Origin of the sequence: Gelidibacter gilvus, assembly GCF_004115975.1 — a bacterium.
GTDB lineage: Bacteria > Bacteroidota > Bacteroidia > Flavobacteriales > Flavobacteriaceae > Gelidibacter > Gelidibacter gilvus.
This window is the reverse complement of the sequence record NZ_SDDZ01000003.1, coordinates 408,579-432,979: the sequence shown is the minus strand read 5'-3', so window position 1 is coordinate 432,979 and position 24,401 is coordinate 408,579. Positions and strand designations below refer to the sequence as shown.

Below are 24,401 nucleotides of genomic sequence, written 5' to 3'. Positions count from 1 at the left end.
GGCAAAGGTACTAAACGCAATACATTTATCTATTAACATCTTAGAAGTTATTCAATGAATTTTAAAAATCTTTTTCTGGTTTTAGGGCTGCTTTTGGGCATGTCTTGTAAAACGCCAACGGATGTTTTCAAAATTGAAGGGAAAAATATAAACATCAATGACAGTCTACAGCCTGTAGCAAGCATTGAAGATTTCGTTAAGCCTTACAGAGAAAATATTAATAAGGATTTGGACAGTGTTTTGGGCTATTCAGTAGATACCTATTCCAAATCCGACGGCAATCTAAATACGGCCATCGGCAATTTAATGGCAGACGTGATTTATGACGAAGCCGACCCTATTTTTTTCAAAAGAACTGGAGAACATATCGACTTTGTTCTTATAAATCATGGCGGGATCAGGTCCATAATTTCCAAAGGTCCAATTTCTAAAAGAACGGCGTTTGAATTAATGCCATTTGAAAACTCTATCGTTGTTTCAAAATTACCAGGAGCCAACGTCAAAGAGCTTTTAGATTACTTAGCGAAAGCCAAACGTGCCCATCCCATTTCTAAATTAAAAATAGTTCTGGACAAAGATGGCCAGGTGGTTGAAAGTTCGGTAAATCAAATCCCAATAGATTTTAATAAAACCTATTATATTGCCACAAACGATTATCTTATTAATGGTGGAGATGGGATGGACTTTTTTAAAGGAAGCGAAGAGGTGATCGTGTTGGATTATAAAATAAGAAATGCCCTTATCGATCATTTTATGAAAACGGATATCATCAACCCTGTGGCTGACGACCGATTCATTCAGTTAAAGGATTAATATTTTTTGAAGTTATCAAACGAGCATGCTAAAGATTTTATCACCCAGAGGAATTATTATTGGCGAAAAGCATGCCTGTACTGAGCCAAGTCGAAGTATGACTTTTGAAAACCAATAAACATTAACACATGAAAAGAAGAGAATTCATTCAACAAACAACAGCTGCCTCAGCATTGGTGGGACTGGGAGGATTTGGTCTGCAATCATTTTCCAGCAGTCTAAAAAAGATATCCATTTTACATACCAATGACGTCCACAGTCATATTGATCCTTTTGGTCCTCAAGACGGTAGAAATCCAAATCAAGGAGGTGTTGCCAGAAGAGCCAGCTTAATTGAAGGCATTAGAGCAAATAACCCAAATACATTATTATTGGATGCAGGTGATATTTTCCAAGGCACACCCTATTTCAATTATTACGGAGGTGAACTGGAGTTCAAACTCATGAGTATGTTAAAATACGATGCTGCAACACTTGGAAACCATGATTTCGACAATGGTCTTGAAGGTTTATATGCTCAATTGCCCCATGCTAAATTTGATTTCATCAGTGCCAACTATGATTTTTCAAACACCATCATCGATACGCATACCAAACCCTATAAAGTATTTGTAAAAAATGGGATTAAAATCGGCGTTTTTGGTCTGGGGATCGAGCTTGCCGGATTGGTGGATAAAAACATGTATAAAGAAACTGTGTATCTTAATCCTGTTGAGATTGCACAGGACATGTCACGAATATTAAAGGAAAATGAAAAATGCGATCTCATTATCTGTCTATCACATTTAGGTTACAACTATCGGAATAACCCCGAAAGACCAAGTGATCTTTCATTGGCCGCAGCTACAAAGAATATTGATTTGATAATTGGAGGCCATACACATACATTCCTTAAAAAACCCACGATTGTAAAAAACAGTATCGACCAAAATGTATTGGTCAACCAGGTGGGCTGCTTTGGGATTAACCTTGGGAAAATTGACTTCTATTTTGATAGTGCCAAAAACAAATCGTCTGAAGGTGTTTCTATTTTAGTTTAAGATTGAACAGACATTTGATTAGACCGAGAAATTGATTTGAAAACCTTTCTTCCATTAGTATTCGTTTCAGCTTGCTGATGGTTAAAAACATATATGCAAGCCAAAATTAGCCCGAGACTTTGAAATATCCTTTGAACAGCCTCAAACAACCAAAACTGGATATATGATGTGGTAATGAAACCTAATACATCAGAAAAAACAAAGCAACAGACCACTATTAAGAATATGATGGACTGCGCTGTCTCCTTGCTCAAATAAATAGCGAAAGCCAAAAATGCCATAACCAATAACGCAACGCCTTTACTTACCATCAAGGTTAATATAACATTGTCTTGAAAGCTGTCCTTTAATCCTGTAAAAAGGAGATAGAGTAGATATGTGCTTATAAAAAAAACAACCGCCAAATACCAAGACACAAAGCGCTCTAGTTTCACGTCTTTTAACTTTCCTAACAACACAAAAATCATTAACAAATAAGCGCCCGTAAAACAAGATTCCGATAATTTTGAGGAGAGACCAAGATGACCGACGGCATTAAATAGGATTCCAAAAAAATAGAGCATAAAAATGACGGAAAATATATTTGCCATTATTTTTTGCCTATAAAAATAAACCGTTAGCACTATTGGAACGATAGTTAACGCCGTGGTTTTGGTTACCACAGATAGTCCATAATAAGAGCAAAGCAAGTTGAGCGAAACAATTAGAACCAATAATAAAGTTGTTGCCCAATTTGGGGACAAGGCATGCCATCTTTCCATGATAGATTAGTATAAGTAGGTAGGGCAAATATAATAAAAAAATTGACTTTAATCCTTAATTTTACGCGCTTCATCGATTATTCCGTTAAATTTCATCGTCGCAACATGAATATCTATTTAAAAAAGCGATTACAATCTTAAACACGACAACTATTTCTATTTTATTTATTGAACATAGAACATGCCTCAGGAAGATTTAATTTTATCAAAAGTTTAGACTGTACCGATTTCTATAATTAGAATTTGGAGGATTGTCATGGGTAGCACTGCTGTTAGGAGAATTTCAGACCTCTTATCATTTAGATTCCTGAGAAATGAGGTACACTCAGCAAACAAATATTGAGGTAATTTGAGAGGTCCGTCAGAATCAATAATCGACACTAATGCCAACCTCAAAGAGGCTTGTTATAATTTTAAATTCTGTAGCAAACAAAACCATCCTCATTATGTAAATCAGGGTTAGGCCAATAAATCTTGATATAAAGATTCCTCTTGGGGTTCATAAGAAAGTCGTGATTGCAAATAGAAAAACACAAAGGCAAGAACAAGAAAGAGAGAACAAAACACATTCAGTAAGTTAATATTTGACACGTAAAAATATGCCAACTGGATCACCTCTGAAAAAAAGATACATATGGATCCAATCAATAGATTGATGGATTTTTTATCATCCTTATGGATGTAATTGATGAGTGCTACCGTCAATAAAATCATAATGACAGAGTTATAAACAAGTTCCACGAAATACTCAAAATAGTTTAATCGATCCATTGCTGTATTTGTAACCACAATAACGCAAAACACGTCAAGTATGATTAAAATAATGAGGTGGAATGGAAATTTTCTCACAATCTCAACTAATTTCATTGAGGCGAAAATCAGTAAAGTCAAGAATAGGTAAGCTAAAATGTACAAGGAATTAACAATATAGTACAGATAGTCAACACTATTGTTTGGTACTATAGGAACCAACCACCCAATAAAATTTAAAATTTCTGCAATGGCAAATGTGATCAAAAACAAAAAAAAGAGGACCTGCTTATTTTTAACTCTCACATAATAAAGCACTGTTAAAAGTATCAACAACAAAGCTCTTACTCCAGCCGCTTCAACCTCCATTCCAAAAATCTGAAAGCCCATAAACACTACTGAAAGAGCAATCAATACGCCGATTAAACTTTTCTGCATACTTAATTTAATAAATTAATAATAAGACAAATATAATCAATAAGAGCAATTAAACGAATAAAAATGCATTTAATCGATGAAATTAACTAATCTGTAAGAATTCTACTCCAAAAACCCTTTAAACTCATATTCGGAAATAATTGGAACCTGTAACTGTTCTGCTTTAATTCTTTTACTTGGTCCCATATTATCTCCAGCAATAATATAACTTGTTTTCTTAGATATCGAACCTGAAACCTTTCCGCCATTATCTTCAATCAGTTTTTTAAGTTCATCTCTTGAAACGGATTCGAATACACCAGAGACCACAAAAATCTGCCCCTCTAGTATATTGGTTTGATTGGCTAGTGTTTCAGCACAAATCTCCAACTGTACTCCAAAGTTTTTCAACCGCTCCACTATTTTTCGATTCTGTTCTGAATTAAAGAAAGCGACCACGCTTTCGGCAATTCGCGTTCCTATTTCATCAACAGTTACTAAATCCGTAGTTGTAGCTAAAGCTAAGTTATCGATACTTTTATAATGTGTAGCCAACTTTTTTGCTACGGTCTCACCAACAAATCTGATGCCAAGCGCAAACAGAACACGTTCAAAAGGCACATTTTTAGAATCCTGAATGCCCTTTATTAAATTGTCTGTACTTTTTTCTGCCATGCGTTCCAAATGAATCACTTCTACCTTTTTAAGTGCATACAAATCAGAATAATCCTGAATCAGGTTTTCCTTTACCAATAAAGCCACGGTTTCGCCACCTAAACCTTCAATATCCATCGCCTTTCTAGAGATGAAATGTTGGATGCGACCTATAATTTGTGGTTGACAGCCATTATAATTCGGACAGTAATGTTGCGCCTCACCTTCATTTCTGACGAGTTCCGTTCCACATTCCGGGCAGAGTTCAATATAGTGTGTGGGTTGAGAGTCCACAGGTCGTTTGGTCAAATCTACCGCAATGATTTTTGGAATGATCTCACCACCTTTTTCAACAAAAACGGTATCCCCCTCTCGAATATCCAGTTTTTCTATTTGATCTGCATTGTGCAAAGAAGCACGCTTAACGGTCGTTCCGGCCAACTCCACAGGCTCTAAATTTGCCACTGGAGTAATGGCTCCGGTACGCCCCACCTGATAGGTTATTTCATTCAACCGAGTAGAAACCTGCTCTGCCTTAAACTTATAAGCAATTGCCCAACGCGGCGATTTTGAAGTATAACCTAATTCTTCCTGCTGATGCAAATCGTTTATCTTAACCACAACACCGTCGGTTTCATAGGGCAAATCATGTCTATGGATATTCCAATAATCAACAAACTCCAACACTTCTGTAGTGGAATTTGCCAAGGTTGCTGCTTTAGGCACCTTAAATCCCCAAGCACGTGCCTTCTCCAAACTTTCAAACTGGGTGCTTAAGTTTAAATTATTCCCAGTGATATTGTAAAGCAAACATTCCAAAGGCCGTTTTGCAACTTCAGCACTGTCCTGAAGCTTTAAACTACCGGATGCTGTATTTCTCGGGTTTCGATAGGGTTCCTCCCCTATTTCAATGCGTTCTTCATTCATTTTATTAAACCCCTCAAAAGGCAGCACAATTTCTCCTCTGATATCAAATCTTGGCGGATAATCGCCTTTTAATCGCAATGGCACGGATCGTATGGTTTTGATATTGGCGGTTACATCATCACCTTGAACGCCATCACCTCGCGTTATGGCCTTCAACAAGGTTCCATTTTCATAGGTTAAACTTATGGACGCGCCATCATATTTTAACTCGCAAACAAATTGTACCTCTCCGTCAATCATTTTTTTGACACGAGCTTCCCAATCCAACAGATCTTCTTTAGAATAGGAGTTGTCCAAAGAATACATGCGATGATCATGCACCACCGTTTCAAAGTTTTTGGTAATTGCACCGCCTACACGTTTAGTTGGGGAATGCTCATCGGCAAATTCCGGATGTGCATCTTCCAACGCTTGCAATTCTTTCAAGCGGACGTCAAAATCATAATCAGTAATTGTGGGTTGATCAAGAACGTAATAATTGTAGTTGTGTTGATTAAGTTCGTCACGAAGCTTTATAATTTGTTGTTGAATATCCATTGGGTGTATTGAGAGGTAAATTGTCTTTTTTCCTTTATCTTTAAGGCCTCTAATATACTAAAATGCCAATCAAGAAAATAACCGCACTTATAGTTTTTATCACATTCTTATACAATTGTGATTCTCCCAAGACTGAACATCCAAAGCCTCAAATCCTTCCAATGCCTGCTCATTTGGAAAGCACTAAAGGGGAATTTATTCTGGACAATTCAGTCGGGATGTCGTATGATGACACTTTCAAGGTTTCGGCCACTTTTTTAAAGGAATTTGTTGAAAACGGCAGTTCAATTCAGTTACAACAAAACAATAGCATAAGCTTTATTCAGGATGACACCATTTTAAATGATGAGGGCTATCAATTGACCATCTCACCAAAACAGATTGAAATCAGGGCAAAGACCGATCACGGTGCTTTTTATGCAGTACAGTCTTTACGGCAACTGCTCCCCACAGATTTTGAAAATGGCACATTTTATCAAGAGAAAATTTCCATTCCATGTGTAACGATTAAGGATTCACCACAATTTAAACATAGAGGTATGCATTTGGATGTGGGCCGCCATTTCTTTTCGGTGGACTTCATCAAAAAATATATTGACGCCTTGGCCATGCTCAAGATGAACACGTTTCACTGGCATCTAACCGAAGATCAAGGTTGGCGGATTGAGATCAAAAAATATCCAAAATTACAAGAGATTGCCGCTTTTAGAGATCAAACCCTTATTGGCAGTTACAATGCCGACCCACAACAATTCGATGGCAAACGCTATGGTGGATTCTATACGCAGGAAGAAATTAAAGACGTTGTGGCCTATGCCCAAAACCGTCATGTCACCATTATTCCTGAAATAGAAATGCCAGGTCATGCACAAGCCGCTATTTCTGCGTACCCAGAATTGGGCTGTACCGGCGAACAGATTAAAGTAGCTGAAACTTGGGGTGTTTTTGACCACATCTTCTGCTCCAAAGATGAAACCTTTGAGTTTTTAGAAAATGTTTTGGATGAAGTCTTAGAACTTTTTCCTAGTAAATATTTCCATATTGGAGGTGACGAGGCGCCCAAAACACATTGGGAAAAATGCCCTAATTGTCAACAGCGCATTAAAGAGGAAGGTTTAAAAGACGAACATGAGCTTCAGAATTATTTTATCACAAGAATAGAAAAATATCTGAATAGTAAAGGCCGACAGATTATTGGTTGGGATGAAATTTTGGAAGGCGGTTTGGCACCAAACGCGACGGTCATGTCATGGCGTGGCACACAAGGCGCAATTGAAGCTGCAAAACAGCACCATAATGTGATCATGACGCCAACTTCGCATTGCTATTTTGATTACAAACAATCCGATAACGAAGATGAACCATTAGCCAATAGCGGTGGGTTTTTACCTTTGGAAAAAGTATACAGTTTTAATCCAATTCCGGAAGAGCTTACTGAAGAGGAATCTAAATATGTTTTAGGCGGACAAGGGAATATTTGGACAGAATACATCCCCAATGAAAAGCAATTGGAATATATGGCTTTCCCAAGAATCCTCGCCATGAGCGAAGTTCTTTGGTCACCAACCGATAAGAAAAACTATCCCGATTTTGTGGCGCGCGTAGACAACTTCCATCAACGCTTAGATGCTTTGGATATTAATTATGCCAACCATTTATACGAAGTGGATGGTGGCGCAGCTACTGATGGCTACGAATTGAAATCGATTTTAAAGAACAAAACCATCCGTTACACAACAGACGGCACCAAGCCTAGTGGAACGTCGGAAGTTTATTCAGGAGTCATTCCAATCAACAAGGATCTTGTCATAAAAGCGGCCATTTTCAATGCTGATAAAAAACAGGGCGCAACATTTACACAGCCTATCACCTATCATAAAGCACTGGGAAAAACAATCAGTGTCAATGTTCAGCCCAGTAAAACCTATTCAGGAAGTGGCATTGAAGGATTGATCAACGGAATTTCAGGTAGCGATACACGAGTAAACGATAAAGAATGGTTGGGTTTTGATGGCGAAGATTTGGAAATTACGATAGATTTAGGTGAAGAAATGGAGATCAGTTCAATTGAAACACGGTTTTATGAAGCACCGTGGATGTGGATTTATGCTCCAAAAATGATAGCCTATGGAATTAAACAAAACAGTCTTGATTCTGAAGCTGAAATCCCAGAGAGCAGTGACACTCATGCAATAGTGAAAATCAATCTAAACGAAACCACACGTTATATTTACTTAAGAATTCCCAATTCTGGATTAATTCCTAAAGGCAAACAAGGTGCAGGGAATAAGCCTTGGACATTTATTGACGAAATAATAATTAATTAACACCTATCCAGACCTGACGACTTTCAAAAACCTGTCAGATCTTAAAAAAGCAAACGTTGTTTTAAAGAAGTATATATGATATTAGAAATATGCGCATCCAATTACCAATCAGCAATCAATGCCCAAAACGCTGGCGCCCATCGGATAGAATTGTGTTCAGAATTGGCGGTCGGTGGCATTACGCCTTCTTATGGTTTGATAAAACAGGTCATGGAAAATTTGAGCATTCCGGTTTTTGTGCTCATTAGACCTAGGAGTGGCAATTTCACCTATTCTGAAGCGGATTTTGAAATTATGAAACAGGACATTCAAATTTGTAAAGAATTAGGCTGCGACGGCATTGTTTCGGGCGTTTTAAATTTAGATAATACCGTTGATGTTGAACGTACAAAGGAATTGATAGAACTCTCAAAACCTTTACCTTTTACCTTTCATCGTGCTTTTGATCGCACACCAAATCCCTTTGACGCCTTAAAAGTATTGATGGAACTTAAAGTGGATCGTATCCTTACCTCGGGCCAAGCAAGCTCTGCAGAAAAAGGAATATTGATTTTGAACCAATTAAATAAATTGGCGGATGGCCTGCTTACGATTCTTCCGGGATCTGGAATCAACCCTAAAAACATTTTAATCTTTAAGGGCGCTGGATTCAACGAAGCCCATTGCTCTGCAGTATTATCACCAGAAGTTAAAGCCTCAACCACTATCCCGATGAACACCCCTAGTTTTTTGAATGAAGGTCAAGAAATGGCATCCAACATAGAAGTTATTGTGGCTATGCTAAAGCTTATCAAAAATTAATGGGTTATGTTTCATCATCTCTTCCAAAAATAAATAGTCAAGAAATTTTATTTGCAGCAACCATTCGGGCATTACCAAAAATGTCCTTTTTGAGCTCAACATCTCTATAATCGAAATTTTCAAGTAATTGAACCATTTCAGCTCCTAAATATTGGTTGATTTCAAAAAAAAGTTGCCCATTCCTTTTGAGATGTGCTGTTGAAAACTCGGCTATCTTTTTATAGAAAATAAGCGGATCATCATCGGTTACAAATAATGCCAAGGATGGCTCATGTCGCAAAACATTATCGCTCATTTGGGATTTCTCCAAGGTTCTAACATACGGCGGATTGGATACAATGATGTCGAATTCCAAATTTTCAAATTCCGAATTCCAATTAAGAATATCTAATTCCATGAACTCCACATCTACCTTGTTAAGTTTCGCATTGGTTTTGGCTACCGTTAAAGCTTTTCCACTTATATCTACAGCAAAAACTGTGGCATGAGGTCTGTTTTTCGCTAAGGAAATTGCAATACAACCTGTTCCCGTTCCAATATCAAGAATGGTAAAGTTTTCCATTTTGGATGCTGAAGAATCTAAGACCCACTGTACCAATTCTTCTGTTTCTGGTCTTGGTATCAACGTACTTTCAGTAACCTTAAATGGCAATCCGTAAAACTCCGTCGATCCGATAATATATTGAATCGGTTCTTGATTCTTAAGCCGGGTGATGGCATTTTCAAACTTTTCAGTTTTCTTCCCTGAAATAGGCGCATACAGATTCATGCTCACTTCTACAGGTTTCATTTTCAAAAAACATTCGGACAATAAATTAAAAAAAGATCGAATTTCCGTTTCTGGATACTCCTCTTTCAGTGCGCTATAAAAGTGTTCTCGTAGTGTTTTTAAAAGCATTATAATGATTTTAGCATCCAAACATTACAAGAATAATGTCCCGTATCACCCATTGGTCCTTCCAAAGGTTCAAATCCAGTTCTGGAATAAAGTTTTGTGGCATCTTTCATATAAGGCAAGGTCTCGAGATAGCATTTTTCATAACCAAATGATTTGGCTTTTTTCAAACAAATTTCCATCATCTTAGCTCCGAGCCCCTTTCCTCTCGCCTCTGGTAAAAAATACATTTTTTGCAACTCACATATGCTGCCCTCAAAATTTTCTAATTGGGCTATTCCCGCGCCACCAATAATCTTCCCTTGATCTTCAACTACAAAATAAGTTGCATTATCCTTATCATAAGTAGCGGTCATTTCATCAAGAGCTTTGTCAGCATAGGCAGTCCCAACTTTTGGCACCCCCATTTCCACCAACACCGCACGAATTACTTGTGCTACTTGGGCATCATCTTCAATTTTAATTTCTCTAATAAGGATAGCGGCTTTGCTCACGATATTATGTTATTTTTGTCTCGATAATTATCGGGATGAATATACATGAAAAATATATAAAACGTTGCATTGAAATCGGCAAAAATGGGCTTGGCACTACAGCACCAAACCCCATGGTTGGATGTGTCATTGTCCATGACCAAACAATTATTGGCGAGGGCTTTACTAGTCCGTACGGTGGCGCTCATGCCGAAGTGAATGCCATAAATAGCGTAAAAAACCAGGATTTACTGCCAAAATCAACGCTTTATGTAACTTTAGAACCCTGTTCACATTTTGGAAAAACACCACCTTGTGCCGATGCCATAATCAATTATAAAATCCCAAAGGTCATTATCGGGACTATTGATACACACAGTAACGTTGCGGGGAAGGGTATTGAAAGACTAAAAGCTTCAGGATGTGAAGTTATTGTAGGTGTTTTGGAAGATGAAGTAAAAGAGCATCACAAGCGCTTTTTTACATTCCACAATAAAAAACGACCGTATATCATATTAAAATGGGCAGAAACCGCCGATGGTTTTATTGCCCCTTCCACAAGGAATGAACAAAAGCCAGTATGGATTACTAATGAACTTTCACGACAATTAGTGCATAAATGGCGCGCGGAGGAACAGGCTATTTTAGTAGGAACCAATACGGTAATTGAAGACAATCCGAGTTTGACAACCAGGGATTGGAACGGCAAGAACCCGATACGCATTGTTTTAGATAAAAATTCACGCCTCCCTAAAAATTTTACTGTTTTTGATGGCAAAGTAAAAACAATTATGATAAGTGAGAAGGACGTAGCGGGGAGCACAGATACTCAGGATGACAATTTTGAATATCCCCACCTATCCGCTAATCTCGAATTTCTGAATTGGGATTTAAAAGATAAAATCGCCCAACAAATTTGCACAATTCTTTTTAACCAAAATATCAATTCTGTCATTATTGAAGGCGGACGCCAAACGCTTCAAACGTTTATAGATGAAGGTCTTTGGGATGAAGCCCGTGTTTTTAAAGGCACTATTAACTTTACCACTGGCACAAAAGCACCTCACTTTTCAGGAAGGTTACTTTCTGAAGAAAAAATCATAAATGATACCTTAAAACTTTATACACATGATTAAAAATATAATATTCGATTTTGGAGATGTTTTTATAAATCTAGATAAAAAAGGCGCCATGGACAATGTGCTCAATCTATTCGAAATGAATGAGCTATCGGATGAAATACATGCCATAAACATCCTTTATGAACAAGGACTTATGAGTACTGATGAATTTTTGGAATTCTATTTGGATAATTTTCCGGATCACGACAGAGACGCGCTTTTAGATTCCTGGAATTATATCTTAAGGGATTTCCCCTTGCACAGATTGGAGTTTTTAGAAGAGTTGGCGGCGGACAAAAAGTATAAACTTATTTTGTTGAGCAATACAAACGAGCTACATATCAATTGGGTCAAAGAAAATGTGAATTTCTACGAAGAATTTAAAGCTCAGTTTGATGCGTTCTATCTATCTCATGAAATTCAGTTAAGAAAGCCCAACGCAAATATCTATGAATTTGTTTTAAAAGAAAACAATATAAAAGCCGAGGAGACCTTATTTATTGATGATACTGAAGAAAACATTGTTTCTGCCTCCAAATTAGGGATCCATACCTGGCATATCAATCCAGAAACTGATGACATCACTTCATTGATGTCAACCAAAAGTGATCTATTTTGATTTACCTTGTTCTCAGTATAACTGCGTCATTATTCATTTTTGTCGTATTCAAACTATTGGAGAAATTTAAGGTCAATACCTTTCAGGCGATTGTAGTCAATTATATTGTTGCTTTTAGCTTTGGCGCGTGGAATGTTAAAGAATCGGTTTCTGTCAATATTCTACTTAATTCTGAATGGTTTTTAGGCAGTGTACTTATTGGCGCCATGTTTATCGGTCTTTTCACTATGATGGCTTGGACCGCGCAAAAAAATGGGCTTTCCGTGGCTGCTGTCGCCTCAAAGATGAGTGTCATCATTCCTATCATTTTTGGTATCATTGTATTCCGTGATAGTCTTGGATATCAAAAAATCATCGGTATAGTTTTAGCCTTAATTGCGGTGTATTTGGTTTCGGCAAAGTCAAAAACCACTGTGAATTTCAAGAAAAACCTTATGCTACCCTTATTGCTTTTCTTGGGTTCAGGACTCAGTGACACCTATATCAATTATTTACAGCATACGTCCGTTTCTGAAGATGGTATACCTTTGTTTTCTGCATGTGTTTTTGGATTTGCAGGAATAATCGGCATGATCATTTTAGGTGGCAAAGCATTACGGAATCAGTTGCAGCTGGATCCAAAAAGTATTTCTGCAGGTACCGTCTTAGGTCTTGCAAATTATGCTTCACTCTATTATATCATTAAAGCACTACAATCTCCAAATATGGAAAGCTCCACGTTCTTCACCATAAATAACGTAGCCATAGTGATGATTTCCACCATCATTGGTCTTTATTTCTTTAAGGAGCATTTAACCAAAAGAAATTGGACAGGAATTGGGATGGCGCTTATTGCCATATATTTAGTAACTTTTGCATGACATGACAGAAAAAGACACTTACAAAACCATAACGAAACCCTCTGCTGAAGTCTTATTTAAAGAAAAAAATAGTAAATTTTTCGGCTACGTATTCCCAGTGAAAACAGAAGAGGATGTCAAAATTCATCTTGAAAATTTAAAAAAACAACACCATTCTGCCAGGCATTGGTGTTACGCCTATCAACTTGGAATTCTGGAAAATCAATTCCAATTTAGGGTCAATGATGATGGAGAACCAAACAATAGTGCAGGAATGCCTATTTATGGACAAATTCAATCCTTTGAGGTTACTAATGTATTGATTGTCGTGGTGAGATATTTTGGAGGGGTGAAATTGGGTGTTGGCGGACTAATAACCGCCTACAAAACAACCGCACAAATGGCATTGGAGCATTCAAAAATTGTCACAAAAACCATAAACCAGGAAATAGAACTCAAATTTGAGTACAAAGACATGAACAAAGTGATGCGTGTTATCAAAGAAAAAAACCTGAAAATAGTTCGTCAAATTTTAGAATTGACCTGCACCATCATTATTTCTGTCCGATTAAAAAACTTAAATAGTGTTTTAGAAGCTTTCGAGCCCATTTTCGGAGTAGAATTGAAAATTTTGAACGATTAATTCCGCAGTTTGTCTAAAAGATATTCTGGACATTTTGTAGGTCTATTCTTATTTACATCCATAAATACCAAAACGGTATTTCCCAGAGTCAAAATTTCCCCCGATTCGTTAGTGATTTCATAGTCAAATTCAATGCTTGCAGAAGGCAATTTTACCAACTGAGTCTTTACTTTAATGAGGTCATCGTAACGCGCTGGCTTTTTGTATTTTACACTCAAGCTTACTACGGGCAACATGAGACCTTCCTCCTCCATACTTTTATAGGAAATCCCAAAATTCCTCAACCACTCTACCCTTCCAACCTCGAAGTATTGGGCATAGTTTCCGTAATAGACAATCCCCATTTGATCGGTTTCGGCATAACGCACTCTAAGTTGGATTTCGTGGCAATATAAAGGATTTGACATCTTTGTTTGGTTTATTTTTTGTATTTTCATCGCGGATTAAACATGGGGATTTAATTCTGAATATTCAATAGCATTTGATTTTTTTTTTCAGAAATTTGTTCACATATTTGTCTCAGAATTTATTCAAGAGAATACACCAATTTCTCTTTTTTTTGCTAATCTGACTAACAACAAAAAATTAACTTATTACAATGGAAGTAACTGCGCAATCGGTTTGGAAAAATTGTCTATCTTTTATAAAAGACAACATCCAACCCCAAGCATATAAAACTTGGTTTGAACCTATTACAGCAGTAAAGCTTACTGACAATGCTCTTAGCATACAAGTGCCTAGTAAATTCTTTTACGAATGGCTTGAAGAGCATTATGTAAAAATCCTAAAAGTAGCCTTAAATAAAGAGCTTGGAGACCGGGCAAAATTAGTATATGTCATAAAGATGGAAAACACTTATGGCAATAAACAACCTTTTACTGAAAAAATACCAAGTTCCAATAGAAGTGCAGTAAGATCTCAGGATGTTGATATCCCGTTAAAGAATAAAAATCCGGAATTAAAAAACCCATTTATCATTCCTGGGATCAGAAATGTAAAAATCGAGTCGCAACTCAATCCAAATTACAATTTTGAAAATTTCCTTGAAGGAGATTCCAATCGCTTGGCAAGAAATGCAGGATTGGCAGTTGCGAATAAACCAGGAGGAACATCTTTTAACCCCTTACTTATTTTTGGTGGCGTTGGTCTTGGTAAAACCCATTTATCGCACGCCATTGGTATTGATATCAAAGATAAATATCCTGAAAAAACAGTGCTTTATATTTCTGCTGAAAAATTCACGCAGCAGTACATAGATTCCGTCAAAAAGAACAACAGGAATGATTTCATCCACTTCTATCAAATCATTGATGTTTTGATTATTGATGACGTTCAATTCTTATCAGGCAAAACAGGAACACAAGATGTGTTTTTCCATATTTTCAACCACTTACACCAAAATGGAAAGCAAGTTATTTTAACAAGTGATAAAGCACCAGTAGATATGCAGGATATTGAGCAGCGCTTGTTATCCCGATTCAAATGGGGACTTTCTGCTGAATTGCAAAGCCCTGATTTTGAAACACGTGTGTCAATTTTAAAGAACAAACTATATCGTGATGGTGTGGAAATGCCTGATGATATTATTGAATATGTTGCGAAGCATATTAAAACCAACGTCAGAGAACTTGAAGGCGCCATTATCTCTTTAATAGCCCAATCTTCTTTCAACAAAAAAGAGATAACCATTAGCCTAGCTAAGGAAATTGTTGAAAAGTTTGTCAAAAACACCAAACGTGAGGTTTCCATCGATTATATTCAAAAAGTCGTTTCAGATTACTTCCAAATGGATGTTGACACGCTACAATCCAAAACAAGAAAACGACATATTGTACAAGCGAGACAATTAGCGATGTTTTTTGCGAAGAAATATACCAAAGCATCATTGGCGAGCATTGGTTCACAAATTGGCAAACGCGACCACGCCACTGTACTCCATGCTTGTAAAACTGTTGACAACCTCTCTTCTACTGACAAACAATTCAGAAAGTACGTTGAGGACATTGCCAAGAAATTAGCCCTTTAAAATACTCTTTTAATAAGAAACTTATAAGTTCTGAGCTAAATATCGGAATGAAAGCGGTTTAATCGACATAATTATTATCCTCTGTTTATGAGGATAAATAAAATACAAAGTAAAATGACTAGAATTTTAATGGTTTGTTTGGGAAATATCTGCAGATCACCATTAGCGCATGGCATTCTTGAATCAAAACTGCCTGCTGACAAATTTCAAGTGGATTCTGCGGGGACTGGAGATTATCATATAGGTAAAGCTCCTGATCATCGATCCATTGCCACTGCGAAAGCTAAAGGTCTAGATATTTCCGATCAAAAATGCAGACAGTTTGAAATTTCAGATTTCGATAATTTCGATATTATTTACGTCATGGATCAATCCAACTATGAAAATGTTGTGAAACTGGCAAGAGATACAGAAGATATTGCCAAGGTAAAACTTATTTTACAGGATTCTCAATCTTCCAATAAAAAGGAAGTTCCGGATCCTTACTGGGGCAGCACACAAGACTTCGAAGATGTTTACACTTTATTAGACGAGGCTTGCGAAAAAATTGCTCTCGATTTAAGTAGGTGACTTTTTCATAAGGCTTATCTGTTTTCGTGAATTTAATAGCAATTTCTATGTTTCCAATCAGACGCGAGTGTATTTTGGAGATTTTCAATTTTATCTGATATACAACAACTCGAAAATCCGTTATAAACTAATGAAAAATCACTTTGGAAAACTCTACTTAATTCCTACTGATTTAGGTGATGAACCTGTTTGGGACGTTTTGCCTATTTCAATAAAAAAAGTAATAGACTTCACAGACGACTATATTGTTGAAAATGAAAAATCTGCAAGGCGCTTTATTAAAAAAACTCATCCCGAAAAATCGCAACCCTCCCTACAGCTGAAAATTCTAAATAAGTTCACTGAAGCATCCGAAAAATTATCATTTTTAAACGCTTGTAAAGAAGGGAAACCAATGGGATTACTGTCGGAGGCGGGATGTCCTGCTATTGCAGATCCAGGTTCGGACATCGTGAAATTGGCTCATGAAAACAACATCCAAGTGGTCCCTATGGTTGGCCCATCATCCATTATTATGGCATTAATGGGCTCTGGCATGAACGGACAAAGTTTTGCGTTTAATGGTTATTTACCCATCGATAAAAACGATCGAAAAACCGAATTGAAGCGCTTGGAAAAGCTATCTAATGACCATAACCAAACTCAATTATTTATCGAAACACCCTACCGAAACAATAAATTGTTGGAAGATTTGATTGTAACCCTGCATCCGCAGACTAGGCTCTGTGTGGCTTGCGACCTCACCTTACCTTCAGAGTACATAAAAACCTATAGCATTAACGATTGGAAGCACATAAAAGTAGACCTGCACAAACGTCCGGCCATTTTCATCATTCACAAGGATTGATTACAAATTGGCTTTTGCTTTTAGGTTTGGTTTTATGAAAGATGTGTCGTATCCTGAAAATTGTTTCATATAATACGAAATGGACGTACCATAAGCATCAGAAAGATTATATCCACCGCGGCTTCTTAAAAATTTCTTTACATTACCCGGACCCGCCAGATGAGCAGCTGCAAGGATACCTGATTCGGTAATCGTAGTGCCATGTATTTCCATACCTACAAAACGCGCAATATCTTTCCTTAAAATCCACTTATTGCGTTCAGAATTGGCTAAAAATGCCTTTTCTTGTAATTCCGGTGTATATAAGAAATATTCAGGATTATAAACGCCAAGTAACTTTAATGTTTCGGCTCCAAATTGATACTTACCTAAATATCCCAGATCATTGACCGTAAAATAATTCCCTCGCGATTCTTTAAAAGCCAATGCTTCTTTAAAACCTAAGTAGGACTTTCCTAAATAAGGAAAAAACCTGTTGTATGTGGTGTGCTGGGCTGTTTCTCCAAAAGTGGTAGAAAGCGCGATATCCTCCGAAACTGTGTAATTTAACTCTAATCCTTCAGTCGAAAAATTGGTCATATCTACAGTCGTTTTTGGAAAAAGCGTCGTGATTAAAATGACACAAATTGCAAAAGGGATAACAAAATAATTAGTGATCTTTTTTAACATAATTCCTAATCTTTGTAAAAGCCTTTTATGTTTTTAGCAGACTTAAATTTCAGCGTGCAAAGGTATGACTTTTTATTAAACCCTCAAAATTAATCGATTAAGGTCTCTAAAAGTAGATGCCGTGGAGCTTTATGCTATTTTTATCGGTAAACTCCAAAGCAGGAAAAGGCACCTTAATTACGTTCAAAACATCAAAAACGGATCTCAAAATATGTGATTTTGTTTCTATTCTTGATAAATCTACGTCTAAACTCAAATAGAACTGCCGTTTCCTGTTTTTGTTAGCAACAAAGTTGTTAACAGGTTCATTATAAGCAAACACCATGCCGTCTGCGCTATAGCCTACGGCAAGATTCAACCATTTAGGAATATGATCGCTATTAAAGAAGGAATTGACATTAAAACTTAACCAATAAGTCTGTCCGTTATAATCCTTCAGAACCTCTTCTAAAAATCCGTTGCCCAACTTTTCAGGACTTATTTGAGCATATTTAGTTTGATGGAAAGAAAACTTTAAAGTCATTCGCTGTTCCTGCCAAAGCAGTTCTTGACCAATATAAATACCGGTACCAACACCATTTGCCATGATATCTCCCCAAGAAAAACCCCATTCCTTACTAAAACCATCAAAAACTTCAACAGCGGTTAAAAATGTAAAGCCTAACGTGGAACCATAGATCAATTGTTCTTTTTTACTGGCACCACTCCAATTTAAAACGCTTGCTCCTAACCTACCCAATTGGTACGACGAAAAAACGTGACCCATTTTATCCATCTGTAGCCACTCATCATTGTCGTTTATGGTGTGAAAATTTGATCGTTCATAATCAGCATACCACAATTGATCTAGCGCCAGTATAGTCAATCCTCCAACAGCCACTTCTGAGATATATACAGCAGTTCTTCTATGTGTATTGAGTGTATCACTTGGTGTTAGAAACCTATCAAGTTTGGATTGGGAAAAAGAAGTCGTCGTAAGAAGTAAAATTAAAATAAATTTTAATCTTGGCATGATTTACCGGTTTACCCCTTGCTGATTAATCCAACGTATATATTCTTGCCTGTTGGCATTGTGCTGTGACAAGGTCTTAGCGAACTTGTGATAACCGAAATTTTTGACATCTGCTACAAAATATAAATAATCATGCTTTTCATAATTGAGAACAGCATCTATTGAACTGATATCTGGCATTGTGATTAACCCAGGTGGTAATCCCGAATATTTATAGGTGTTATAAGGAGAGTCAATTTCCAAATCTTTATAAAGCACACGTTTGATGATCTGGTCAAAATTTCCAGAAGTGAGCTTAATGGCATATATAACTGTTGGATCTGCCTGCAATGGCATTCCAATCTTTAAGCGATTCATATAAACGCCAGCAACTCTTTTACGTTCATCCACTTTAGCAGTTTCCTTTTGCACAATGGACGCCATAGTCATGACTTTGTCTGGAGTTAAATTGAGAGCTTTAACCTTCGCCATGCGCTCATCATTCCAAAAGCGGTTGTACTCCGTAAGCATCCGGTCTCTAAACTGTTCAGCAGAGGTATTCCAGAAAAACTGATAACTATTCGGGATATACATCCCCAAAGCTGTTTTGGACGAAAAGTCATTTGCCTTTAAAAAATCTGGTGAGGACATGACGGTATACAATTCTAGACTGTCAGCTTCAATTTGTGTCGAAACCCGACCCGCCAAACGCTTCAAGGATTCTTGATTGTTAAATGAAAGTTTCACTTGGATATTATTACTCCTGATAGAATTAATAATATCATTGTTATTCATCCCTTTCTTAATAGCGTATTTACCCGCTTTGATATTGGTTGTGTATTTTTTACGTTCTGCGAGAGCATCAAATTTGCCCATGTCTTTCAATAAAGGTTCCAATTCAGCCCTAACATCTTGATACGTAGCGTTGGTAGGGATATATACATGCGCAACATCATTATTAAATACTGTATTGGAAACAAACATGGTTTGATAAATCGTGTAAGCTATGAAGGCTGCTACTATTAAACCGATGAGTACAATGGCAACGAGAATTTTTTTTATATACATTAGGAATTGATAAGTTGGAGTAAATATTCGTTTTTATATGTTTTATTTTTGTAAACCCAGTCTTTTTTGAGACCCACTTTTTCAAAGCCTTGATTAGTAAATAATTTAAGACTGGCATCGTTGTCTTCTGAAATATTACAATAAAGTTGATGGAGGTTAAGATGTGTAAAGCTGTATTTAATCAATAACTGAAGGGCTTCCTTACCATAACCTTGCTGCCTATCCTCATGTTGATGAACTAAAATCCCAACCCCTGCACGGCTGTTTTTAAAATCAAAATCAAACAAATCGATCATTCCCAACGGTTTATTTTCATAGTTTGAAATAATCAAACGCAACTGTTTAGCCTCGAATATATCTTGATAGGAATTAGCTAAATACTGTTTTAATATATACTGTGAATATGGTGTTTGGGTATGGCTCAATTCCCATAGATTTTCATCATTCTCGATGCTACTCAAGAAACTTAAATCCTCAGGTTCCAAGGCACGTAAATAGATGTGTTTTCCTTTTAATGTTTCCATTATATCTCTCCTTTAAAAACCTGAACTGCAGGTCCAATCAACCAAATATTTTTATACCCTTGACCTTCTTTTTCGAAAGACACCTGTAGCGTTCCACCTTCAACATTTAAGGTTATTAGTTTTTTTTCTGTCTCTCCAATATAGTTCATTGCTAATGCAACTGCAGTCACTCCGGTTCCACAGGACAAAGTTTCATCTTCAACACCACGCTCATAGGTTCTTACTGAAAACAACTCGTCAGAAATCTTAGAAACAAAATTCACATTACTTCCAACTTTATTGTATGGCGCACCATATCTTATTGTAGAACCAACTTTTTTTATATCAAGCTGCGTCAAATCAGTTTCCATTTGTACATGATGTGGCGATCCCGTATTTAAAAACACGTGAGATTCAAATTTTTCCAAATATTTGACATCCTGCATTTGAAGTTTTACAGTATCGGTTTCTATCTGAGCATGATGTAAACCATCAATAGCTTCAAAGCTTGTGCTGTTATCAATAATCTCAAGAAACTTTGCAAAGGCTACAATACATCTTCCACCATTGCCACACATAGAGCTTTCATTTCCATCAGAATTAAAATACACCATTTTAAAATCTAATGTATCGTGGTTTTCCAATAGGATAAATCCGTCAGCTCCTATGCCAAAACGTCGGTCACACAAGAATTTAATGCGTTTGGTATCGTTTTTGTCGAAGGATAGGTCACGATTGTCAATCATCACAAAGTCATTACCTGTACCTTGATATTTATAGAATGTCTGCTTCATAGGTTTGGCAAATATAAGAAATCCTGACGGTTTATTGTGGTGTTAAACGAGCGTTAAAGTTCGCGTTAAAAACCGTTAAAAGACTATGTTAAATGTAATAAAAAACTATTTTTAATTGTTATGCATTAATATTTTAAACGATTAATTTCATAATTCTCAAATAAACTATATTTAAAATGAAAAAGATTTTAACCCTGATTTTAGTTTCTGCTTTGGGAGGAGTCATGACACTTTCTGCCTATAAGATTTTTATAGAAAAAGATGGCGAAATTCAGATGACCACAAGTACCGATTCCACTTTATCCTATTTTCCCACAAGCAATAAAGCAGTGGCCTCTTACGGCACCTTAAATGCACCCGATTTCACGGAGGCTGCAGCTAATGCGGTACATACCGTAGTGCACGTAAAAAACACAACCATCAGTAGAGCTCCAATGACCCTTCAGGATTTGTTCATGGGTCGAAATACCGAACGCGCCCAAATTGGGACCGGGAGTGGAGTTATCATTTCACCTGACGGTTATATTATTACCAACAACCACGTTATTACTGGTGCTCAGCAGATTTCCATAGCTTTGAACAACAACAGAATTTATACTGCAGAACTTATTGGCACCGATGAAAAAACAGACATTGCCTTACTGAAGATCGATTCAGATCAAGAATTGCCTTTTGCAACTTTTGGTGATTCTGATCAGGCAAAAGTTGGTGAGTGGGTTTTGGCAGTGGGCAATCCTTTTAATTTAACTTCTACGGTTACCGCCGGTATAATTAGTGCTAAATCCAGAGACTTATCAGGAGTAAATGCCCAATCGTTTATCCAAACCGATGCTGCCGTTAATCCTGGAAATTCAGGTGGTGCACTTGTCAATACTCGTGGTGAACTCATTGGTATTAACACAGCCATCTCCTCCCAAACGGGCTCTTATATTGGATATTCTTTTGCTGTACCTAGCAACATTGCCAGAAAAGTTGTTGAAGATATCATGGAGTTTGGTAATGTGCAAAACGGCATTTTGGGTGTTAGAGGGGGCGAACTAAACAGTAAATCAGCCGAAACCTTTGAAGTCAATACTACTCAAGGTTTTTACGTAAGTGATGTTGAAGAGCGTTCAGGTGCAGAAAAAGCTGGTATTAGAAAAGGTGATATCATCAAGAAAATTGATAATATAACGATTTCAAAATTCTCTGATTTAAGTGGTTATTTAAGCACCAAACGTCCAGATGACGTAGTCAATTTGACTTTGATCAGAAGCGGTTCTGAAAAAGTAATCCCAGTAACCCTATCTAAAAGTGAAATTTCGACGGTTGACTTTTTAGATATGCAATTGAGAAACATTCCAAGTAATCTCAAAAAAAGTGCAAATATCACTAATGGTGTGGTCGTCGTTAAGAATGACAATTATGCCCTTTACAAAAGGCTAGGTATCAATAGAGGCTATATCATTACAGAAATTAATGATCAAAAAATTAACGACGTGGATGACATCATTAAATTAAAACAAAAATATGGCGATGATCTTGAGAAAAATTTAAAGAAGTTATCAATCATTAATAGTTCAGGACAAAAAGAGAGTTTTATTTTTAAATAATAGAGCGCATTTTAACGCATTCATAACCCTATAGTATTAATCTTTACTGTAGGGTTTTTTATTTCTTTAAATGTTTACGAAAACGATTGAAATATATTACTTTTGCAGTCCGAAAGATCGGAAAAAAAAACACAACATCAACGTATCTTCATAACCTGCGGATACATAAAAATTTCAAAAAAATGAGTTTGAACGGAACTTATGAAAACGAATTGGCTTTTCAAGCAGATAGACGAAAAGCAACAGTTGAATTTATTAAAATAGTCAGCGATCTATGGTATGACAAATCCATTGAGCTTGTACTTTTTAGAAATGAATTAATTGACAGAAATGTCAGCGACATCTTGAATCTGCATGAATATGCAGGTGAATTTGTTGAAAAACCAATTTCTATTTTTGATTCTGTTGAAATCGCCCAAGCGATCAAAACCTTAGATGTGCCTCCTGCAAAATTGGATATTGGGAAATTGACTTTTGAATACCATTTAGAAGATCAAAAATATTCCAATGCGACGGCATTTGTTGTTGACAAACTTAAAGGTGCAAGAAAAAACGAATCGATAATGCCCAAAGATGTTGTTCTTTATGGCTTTGGACGGATTGGTCGATTATTGGCTAGGGAATTAATGGCGAAAACCGGTAAAGGCAGTCAAATGCGATTGAGAGCCATAGTTACTCGTGGGAAAATTGATCAGGTTGTTTTAGAAAAAAGAGCCTCCTTGCTTCGGAATGATTCTGTGCACGGCGATTTTTCCGGAACTGTAATTACAGATCTAAAAAACAGCGCCCTTATCATTAATGGTACAACGGTTAATGTCATTTCTGCCAATGCACCAGAAGATATTGATTATACCCAATACGGTATTAAAGACGCCTTGGTAATTGACAATACAGGTGCTTTTAGAGATCAAGAAGCTTTAAACAGACATCTAAAATCAAAAGGGGTTAGCAAAGTATTATTGACTGCACCAGGAAAAGGCATTCCAAATATTGTACATGGTGTCAACCATTTGGATTACGATCCGGATAAAGTTGATATTTTTTCAGCGGCTTCCTGTACCACTAATGCCATTACACCCGTATTAAAAGTTATTGAAGATACGTTGGGCGTAAAATATGGTCATATAGAAACCATCCATTCCTACACAAATGATCAGAATTTAGTTGATAATTTCCATAGCAAATACCGTCGTGGTCGTGCAGCAGCATTGAATATGGTAATCACAGAAACTGGTGCAGGCAGTGCAGTTTCCAAAGCGCTACCATCATTGGCAGGAAAATTGACTTCTAACGCCATCCGTGTTCCTGTGCCAAACGGTTCATTGGCAATATTGAATTTAGAACTTGAAAAACCTACAACTCTGGATGGAATTCATACCATTATCAAAAAATATGCTTTGGAAGGCAACCTTGTGGAGCAGATAAAGTTTGAATTGAGTGATGAACTTGTATCTAGTGATATTGTGGGCTGTTCCGCACCTGCAATTTATGATAGTAAAGCAACCATCGTAAGGGATGGTGGCAAAAACATCATTTTATATATTTGGTATGACAATGAATATGGATACAGCCATCAAGTCATAAGATTGGCTAAATATATTTCAAAGGTGAGACGTTTTACATATTATTAGTCGAGCAAAACATCTAAAATAAAACTTCAACCGTATATCAAATAGCCTCCTTAATGTGAGGCTATTTGTTTTAAATATTAGCATACATCTACA

The 24,401-nt window shown here is 36.7% G+C and carries 24 protein-coding genes; 13 read left to right on the top strand and 11 right to left on the bottom strand.

The annotated features are described in order from the left end of the window. The first annotated feature begins 54 nt into the window (after positions 1-54). Both ESZ48_RS08305 and ESZ48_RS08300 read left to right on the top strand, forming a co-directional pair. The gene (locus tag ESZ48_RS08305; protein WP_129016862.1) at positions 55-813 is read left to right on the top strand and encodes a 5'-nucleotidase C-terminal domain-containing protein; all 759 of its coding nucleotides are present in this window, start codon (positions 55-57) and stop codon (positions 811-813) included. 128 nt (positions 814-941) lie between these two features. Then, complete coding sequence (locus tag ESZ48_RS08300; RefSeq protein ID WP_129016861.1) at positions 942-1,853, top strand: bifunctional metallophosphatase/5'-nucleotidase; 912 nt, start codon at positions 942-944, stop codon at positions 1,851-1,853. On the opposite strand, the gene ESZ48_RS08295 is transcribed toward ESZ48_RS08300, so the two are convergent. The 3 genes from ESZ48_RS08295 to ligA form a co-directional block, all read right to left on the bottom strand. Further along, positions 1,850-2,443 (bottom strand): hypothetical protein, encoded by a 594-nt coding sequence (locus ESZ48_RS08295; protein WP_129016860.1) that lies wholly within the window; start codon positions 2,441-2,443, stop codon positions 1,850-1,852. The two genes, ESZ48_RS08300 and ESZ48_RS08295, sit on opposite strands and share 4 nt — an antisense overlap. 630 nt (positions 2,444-3,073) lie before the next feature. Continuing rightward, positions 3,074-3,802 carry a hypothetical protein gene (locus tag ESZ48_RS08290; RefSeq protein ID WP_129016859.1) on the bottom strand — a complete coding sequence of 243 codons (729 nt, stop codon included), beginning with the start codon at positions 3,800-3,802 and terminating at the stop codon, positions 3,074-3,076. Between the two features lie 102 nt (positions 3,803-3,904). Further along, positions 3,905-5,899 carry an NAD-dependent DNA ligase LigA gene (gene ligA, locus ESZ48_RS08285; protein ID WP_129016858.1) on the bottom strand — a complete coding sequence of 665 codons (1,995 nt, stop codon included), beginning with the start codon at positions 5,897-5,899 and terminating at the stop codon, positions 3,905-3,907. A 62-nt stretch (positions 5,900-5,961) separates the two neighbouring features. On the opposite strand from ligA, the gene ESZ48_RS08280 reads away from it, so the two are divergent. Then, positions 5,962-8,226 (top strand): glycoside hydrolase family 20 protein, encoded by a 2,265-nt coding sequence (locus tag ESZ48_RS08280; protein WP_129016857.1) that lies wholly within the window; start codon positions 5,962-5,964, stop codon positions 8,224-8,226. Positions 8,227-8,301: 75 nt separating this feature from the next. Beyond that, complete coding sequence (locus ESZ48_RS08275; protein ID WP_129016856.1) at positions 8,302-9,027, top strand: copper homeostasis protein CutC; 726 nt, start codon at positions 8,302-8,304, stop codon at positions 9,025-9,027. A 37-nt stretch (positions 9,028-9,064) separates the two neighbouring features. Here ESZ48_RS08275 and prmC read toward each other — a convergent pair whose 3' ends face one another. Beyond that, entirely contained in the window at positions 9,065-9,925 is an 861-nt protein-coding gene (gene prmC, locus ESZ48_RS08270; RefSeq protein ID WP_129016855.1) for a peptide chain release factor N(5)-glutamine methyltransferase, read from the bottom strand. Then, complete coding sequence (locus ESZ48_RS08265) at positions 9,925-10,416, bottom strand: GNAT family N-acetyltransferase (RefSeq protein WP_129016854.1); 492 nt, start codon at positions 10,414-10,416, stop codon at positions 9,925-9,927. The genes prmC and ESZ48_RS08265 overlap by 1 nt, the downstream gene beginning before the upstream one ends. A 35-nt stretch (positions 10,417-10,451) precedes the next feature. Between ESZ48_RS08265 and ribD the strand changes: the two genes are divergently transcribed. From ribD to ESZ48_RS08245, 4 genes are read left to right on the top strand one after another with little or no spacing between them, the layout of a single operon-like run. After that, entirely contained in the window at positions 10,452-11,531 is a 1,080-nt protein-coding gene (gene ribD / locus ESZ48_RS08260) for a bifunctional diaminohydroxyphosphoribosylaminopyrimidine deaminase/5-amino-6-(5-phosphoribosylamino)uracil reductase RibD (protein WP_129016853.1), read from the top strand. After that, on the top strand, positions 11,524-12,135 hold the full coding sequence (locus ESZ48_RS08255; protein ID WP_129016852.1) for an HAD family hydrolase: 612 nt from the start codon (positions 11,524-11,526) through the stop codon (positions 12,133-12,135). The genes ribD and ESZ48_RS08255 overlap by 8 nt, the downstream gene beginning before the upstream one ends. After that, the gene (locus ESZ48_RS08250; RefSeq protein WP_129016851.1) at positions 12,132-12,995 is read left to right on the top strand and encodes an EamA/RhaT family transporter; all 864 of its coding nucleotides are present in this window, start codon (positions 12,132-12,134) and stop codon (positions 12,993-12,995) included. Before ESZ48_RS08255 ends, ESZ48_RS08250 begins: the two co-directional genes overlap by 4 nt. 1 nt (position 12,996) lies before the next feature. After that, positions 12,997-13,617: an IMPACT family protein gene (locus ESZ48_RS08245; RefSeq protein ID WP_129016850.1), complete on the top strand. Its 621-nt coding sequence runs from the start codon at positions 12,997-12,999 to the stop codon at positions 13,615-13,617. On the opposite strand, the gene ESZ48_RS08240 is transcribed toward ESZ48_RS08245, so the two are convergent. Next, positions 13,614-14,024 (bottom strand): acyl-CoA thioesterase, encoded by a 411-nt coding sequence (locus ESZ48_RS08240; RefSeq protein WP_129016849.1) that lies wholly within the window; start codon positions 14,022-14,024, stop codon positions 13,614-13,616. The genes ESZ48_RS08245 and ESZ48_RS08240 overlap by 4 nt on opposite strands. Positions 14,025-14,215: 191 nt before the next feature. On the opposite strand from ESZ48_RS08240, the gene dnaA reads away from it, so the two are divergent. From dnaA to ESZ48_RS08225, 3 genes are all read left to right on the top strand, one after another. Continuing rightward, positions 14,216-15,643: a chromosomal replication initiator protein DnaA gene (gene dnaA / locus ESZ48_RS08235; RefSeq protein WP_129016848.1), complete on the top strand. Its 1,428-nt coding sequence runs from the start codon at positions 14,216-14,218 to the stop codon at positions 15,641-15,643. Between the two features lie 114 nt (positions 15,644-15,757). Beyond that, positions 15,758-16,213, top strand: coding sequence for a low molecular weight protein-tyrosine-phosphatase (locus ESZ48_RS08230; RefSeq protein ID WP_129016847.1), 456 nt, complete (start codon positions 15,758-15,760; stop codon positions 16,211-16,213). A gap of 130 nt (positions 16,214-16,343) precedes the next feature. Then, complete coding sequence (locus tag ESZ48_RS08225; protein WP_129016846.1) at positions 16,344-17,060, top strand: SAM-dependent methyltransferase; 717 nt, start codon at positions 16,344-16,346, stop codon at positions 17,058-17,060. Here the strand turns inward: ESZ48_RS08225 and ESZ48_RS08220 are convergent, their stop codons facing one another. The 5 genes from ESZ48_RS08220 to dapF all read right to left on the bottom strand — a co-directional run bounded on the left by ESZ48_RS08220 (position 17,061) and on the right by dapF (position 21,085). Continuing rightward, the gene (locus ESZ48_RS08220) at positions 17,061-17,729 is read right to left on the bottom strand and encodes a peptidoglycan-binding protein LysM (RefSeq protein ID WP_129016845.1); all 669 of its coding nucleotides are present in this window, start codon (positions 17,727-17,729) and stop codon (positions 17,061-17,063) included. Between the two features lie 106 nt (positions 17,730-17,835). Then, complete coding sequence (locus ESZ48_RS08215; RefSeq protein WP_129016844.1) at positions 17,836-18,741, bottom strand: DUF2279 domain-containing protein; 906 nt, start codon at positions 18,739-18,741, stop codon at positions 17,836-17,838. Between the two features lie 3 nt (positions 18,742-18,744). Next, the gene (gene mltG, locus ESZ48_RS08210; RefSeq protein WP_129016843.1) at positions 18,745-19,788 is read right to left on the bottom strand and encodes an endolytic transglycosylase MltG; all 1,044 of its coding nucleotides are present in this window, start codon (positions 19,786-19,788) and stop codon (positions 18,745-18,747) included. Beyond that, entirely contained in the window at positions 19,788-20,312 is a 525-nt protein-coding gene (locus ESZ48_RS08205) for a GNAT family N-acetyltransferase (protein WP_129016842.1), read from the bottom strand. Before ESZ48_RS08205 ends, mltG begins: the two co-directional genes overlap by 1 nt. After that, entirely contained in the window at positions 20,312-21,085 is a 774-nt protein-coding gene (gene dapF / locus ESZ48_RS08200) for a diaminopimelate epimerase (protein ID WP_129016841.1), read from the bottom strand. The genes ESZ48_RS08205 and dapF overlap by 1 nt, the downstream gene beginning before the upstream one ends. Before the next feature lie 176 nt (positions 21,086-21,261). On the opposite strand from dapF, the gene ESZ48_RS08195 reads away from it, so the two are divergent. Next, the gene (locus ESZ48_RS08195) at positions 21,262-22,677 is read left to right on the top strand and encodes a trypsin-like peptidase domain-containing protein (protein ID WP_129016840.1); all 1,416 of its coding nucleotides are present in this window, start codon (positions 21,262-21,264) and stop codon (positions 22,675-22,677) included. 182 nt (positions 22,678-22,859) lie between these two features. Next, a complete protein-coding gene (locus ESZ48_RS08190; protein ID WP_129016839.1) occupies positions 22,860-24,308 on the top strand; it encodes a glyceraldehyde-3-phosphate dehydrogenase in 1,449 nt (482 codons plus the stop codon). The last annotated feature ends 93 nt before the right edge of the window (positions 24,309-24,401 follow it).

What these genes read in the sequence shown, in the direction of transcription:
- ESZ48_RS08305 (WP_129016862.1), top strand. Translation starts at nt 55, where the DNA reads ATGAATTTTAAAAATCTTTTTCTGGTTTTAGGGCTGCTTTTGGGCATG.
- ESZ48_RS08300 (WP_129016861.1), top strand. Translation starts at nt 942, where the DNA reads ATGAAAAGAAGAGAATTCATTCAACAAACAACAGCTGCCTCAGCATTG.
- ESZ48_RS08295 (WP_129016860.1), bottom strand. Translation starts at nt 2,443, where the DNA reads ATGGCAAATATATTTTCCGTCATTTTTATGCTCTATTTTTTTGGAATC.
- ESZ48_RS08290 (WP_129016859.1), bottom strand. Translation starts at nt 3,802, where the DNA reads ATGCAGAAAAGTTTAATCGGCGTATTGATTGCTCTTTCAGTAGTGTTT.
- ligA (WP_129016858.1), bottom strand. Translation starts at nt 5,899, where the DNA reads ATGGATATTCAACAACAAATTATAAAGCTTCGTGACGAACTTAATCAA.
- ESZ48_RS08280 (WP_129016857.1), top strand. Translation starts at nt 5,962, where the DNA reads ATGCCAATCAAGAAAATAACCGCACTTATAGTTTTTATCACATTCTTA.
- ESZ48_RS08275 (WP_129016856.1), top strand. Translation starts at nt 8,302, where the DNA reads ATGATATTAGAAATATGCGCATCCAATTACCAATCAGCAATCAATGCC.
- prmC (WP_129016855.1), bottom strand. Translation starts at nt 9,925, where the DNA reads ATGCTTTTAAAAACACTACGAGAACACTTTTATAGCGCACTGAAAGAG.
- ribD (WP_129016853.1), top strand. Translation starts at nt 10,452, where the DNA reads ATGAATATACATGAAAAATATATAAAACGTTGCATTGAAATCGGCAAA.
- ESZ48_RS08255 (WP_129016852.1), top strand. Translation starts at nt 11,524, where the DNA reads ATGATTAAAAATATAATATTCGATTTTGGAGATGTTTTTATAAATCTA.
- ESZ48_RS08245 (WP_129016850.1), top strand. Translation starts at nt 12,997, where the DNA reads ATGACAGAAAAAGACACTTACAAAACCATAACGAAACCCTCTGCTGAA.
- ESZ48_RS08240 (WP_129016849.1), bottom strand. Translation starts at nt 14,024, where the DNA reads ATGTCAAATCCTTTATATTGCCACGAAATCCAACTTAGAGTGCGTTAT.
- dnaA (WP_129016848.1), top strand. Translation starts at nt 14,216, where the DNA reads ATGGAAGTAACTGCGCAATCGGTTTGGAAAAATTGTCTATCTTTTATA.
- ESZ48_RS08230 (WP_129016847.1), top strand. Translation starts at nt 15,758, where the DNA reads ATGACTAGAATTTTAATGGTTTGTTTGGGAAATATCTGCAGATCACCA.
- ESZ48_RS08225 (WP_129016846.1), top strand. Translation starts at nt 16,344, where the DNA reads ATGAAAAATCACTTTGGAAAACTCTACTTAATTCCTACTGATTTAGGT.
- ESZ48_RS08220 (WP_129016845.1), bottom strand. Translation starts at nt 17,729, where the DNA reads ATGTTAAAAAAGATCACTAATTATTTTGTTATCCCTTTTGCAATTTGT.
- ESZ48_RS08215 (WP_129016844.1), bottom strand. Translation starts at nt 18,741, where the DNA reads ATGCCAAGATTAAAATTTATTTTAATTTTACTTCTTACGACGACTTCT.
- mltG (WP_129016843.1), bottom strand. Translation starts at nt 19,788, where the DNA reads ATGTATATAAAAAAAATTCTCGTTGCCATTGTACTCATCGGTTTAATA.
- ESZ48_RS08205 (WP_129016842.1), bottom strand. Translation starts at nt 20,312, where the DNA reads ATGGAAACATTAAAAGGAAAACACATCTATTTACGTGCCTTGGAACCT.
- dapF (WP_129016841.1), bottom strand. Translation starts at nt 21,085, where the DNA reads ATGAAGCAGACATTCTATAAATATCAAGGTACAGGTAATGACTTTGTG.
- ESZ48_RS08195 (WP_129016840.1), top strand. Translation starts at nt 21,262, where the DNA reads ATGAAAAAGATTTTAACCCTGATTTTAGTTTCTGCTTTGGGAGGAGTC.
- ESZ48_RS08190 (WP_129016839.1), top strand. Translation starts at nt 22,860, where the DNA reads ATGAGTTTGAACGGAACTTATGAAAACGAATTGGCTTTTCAAGCAGAT.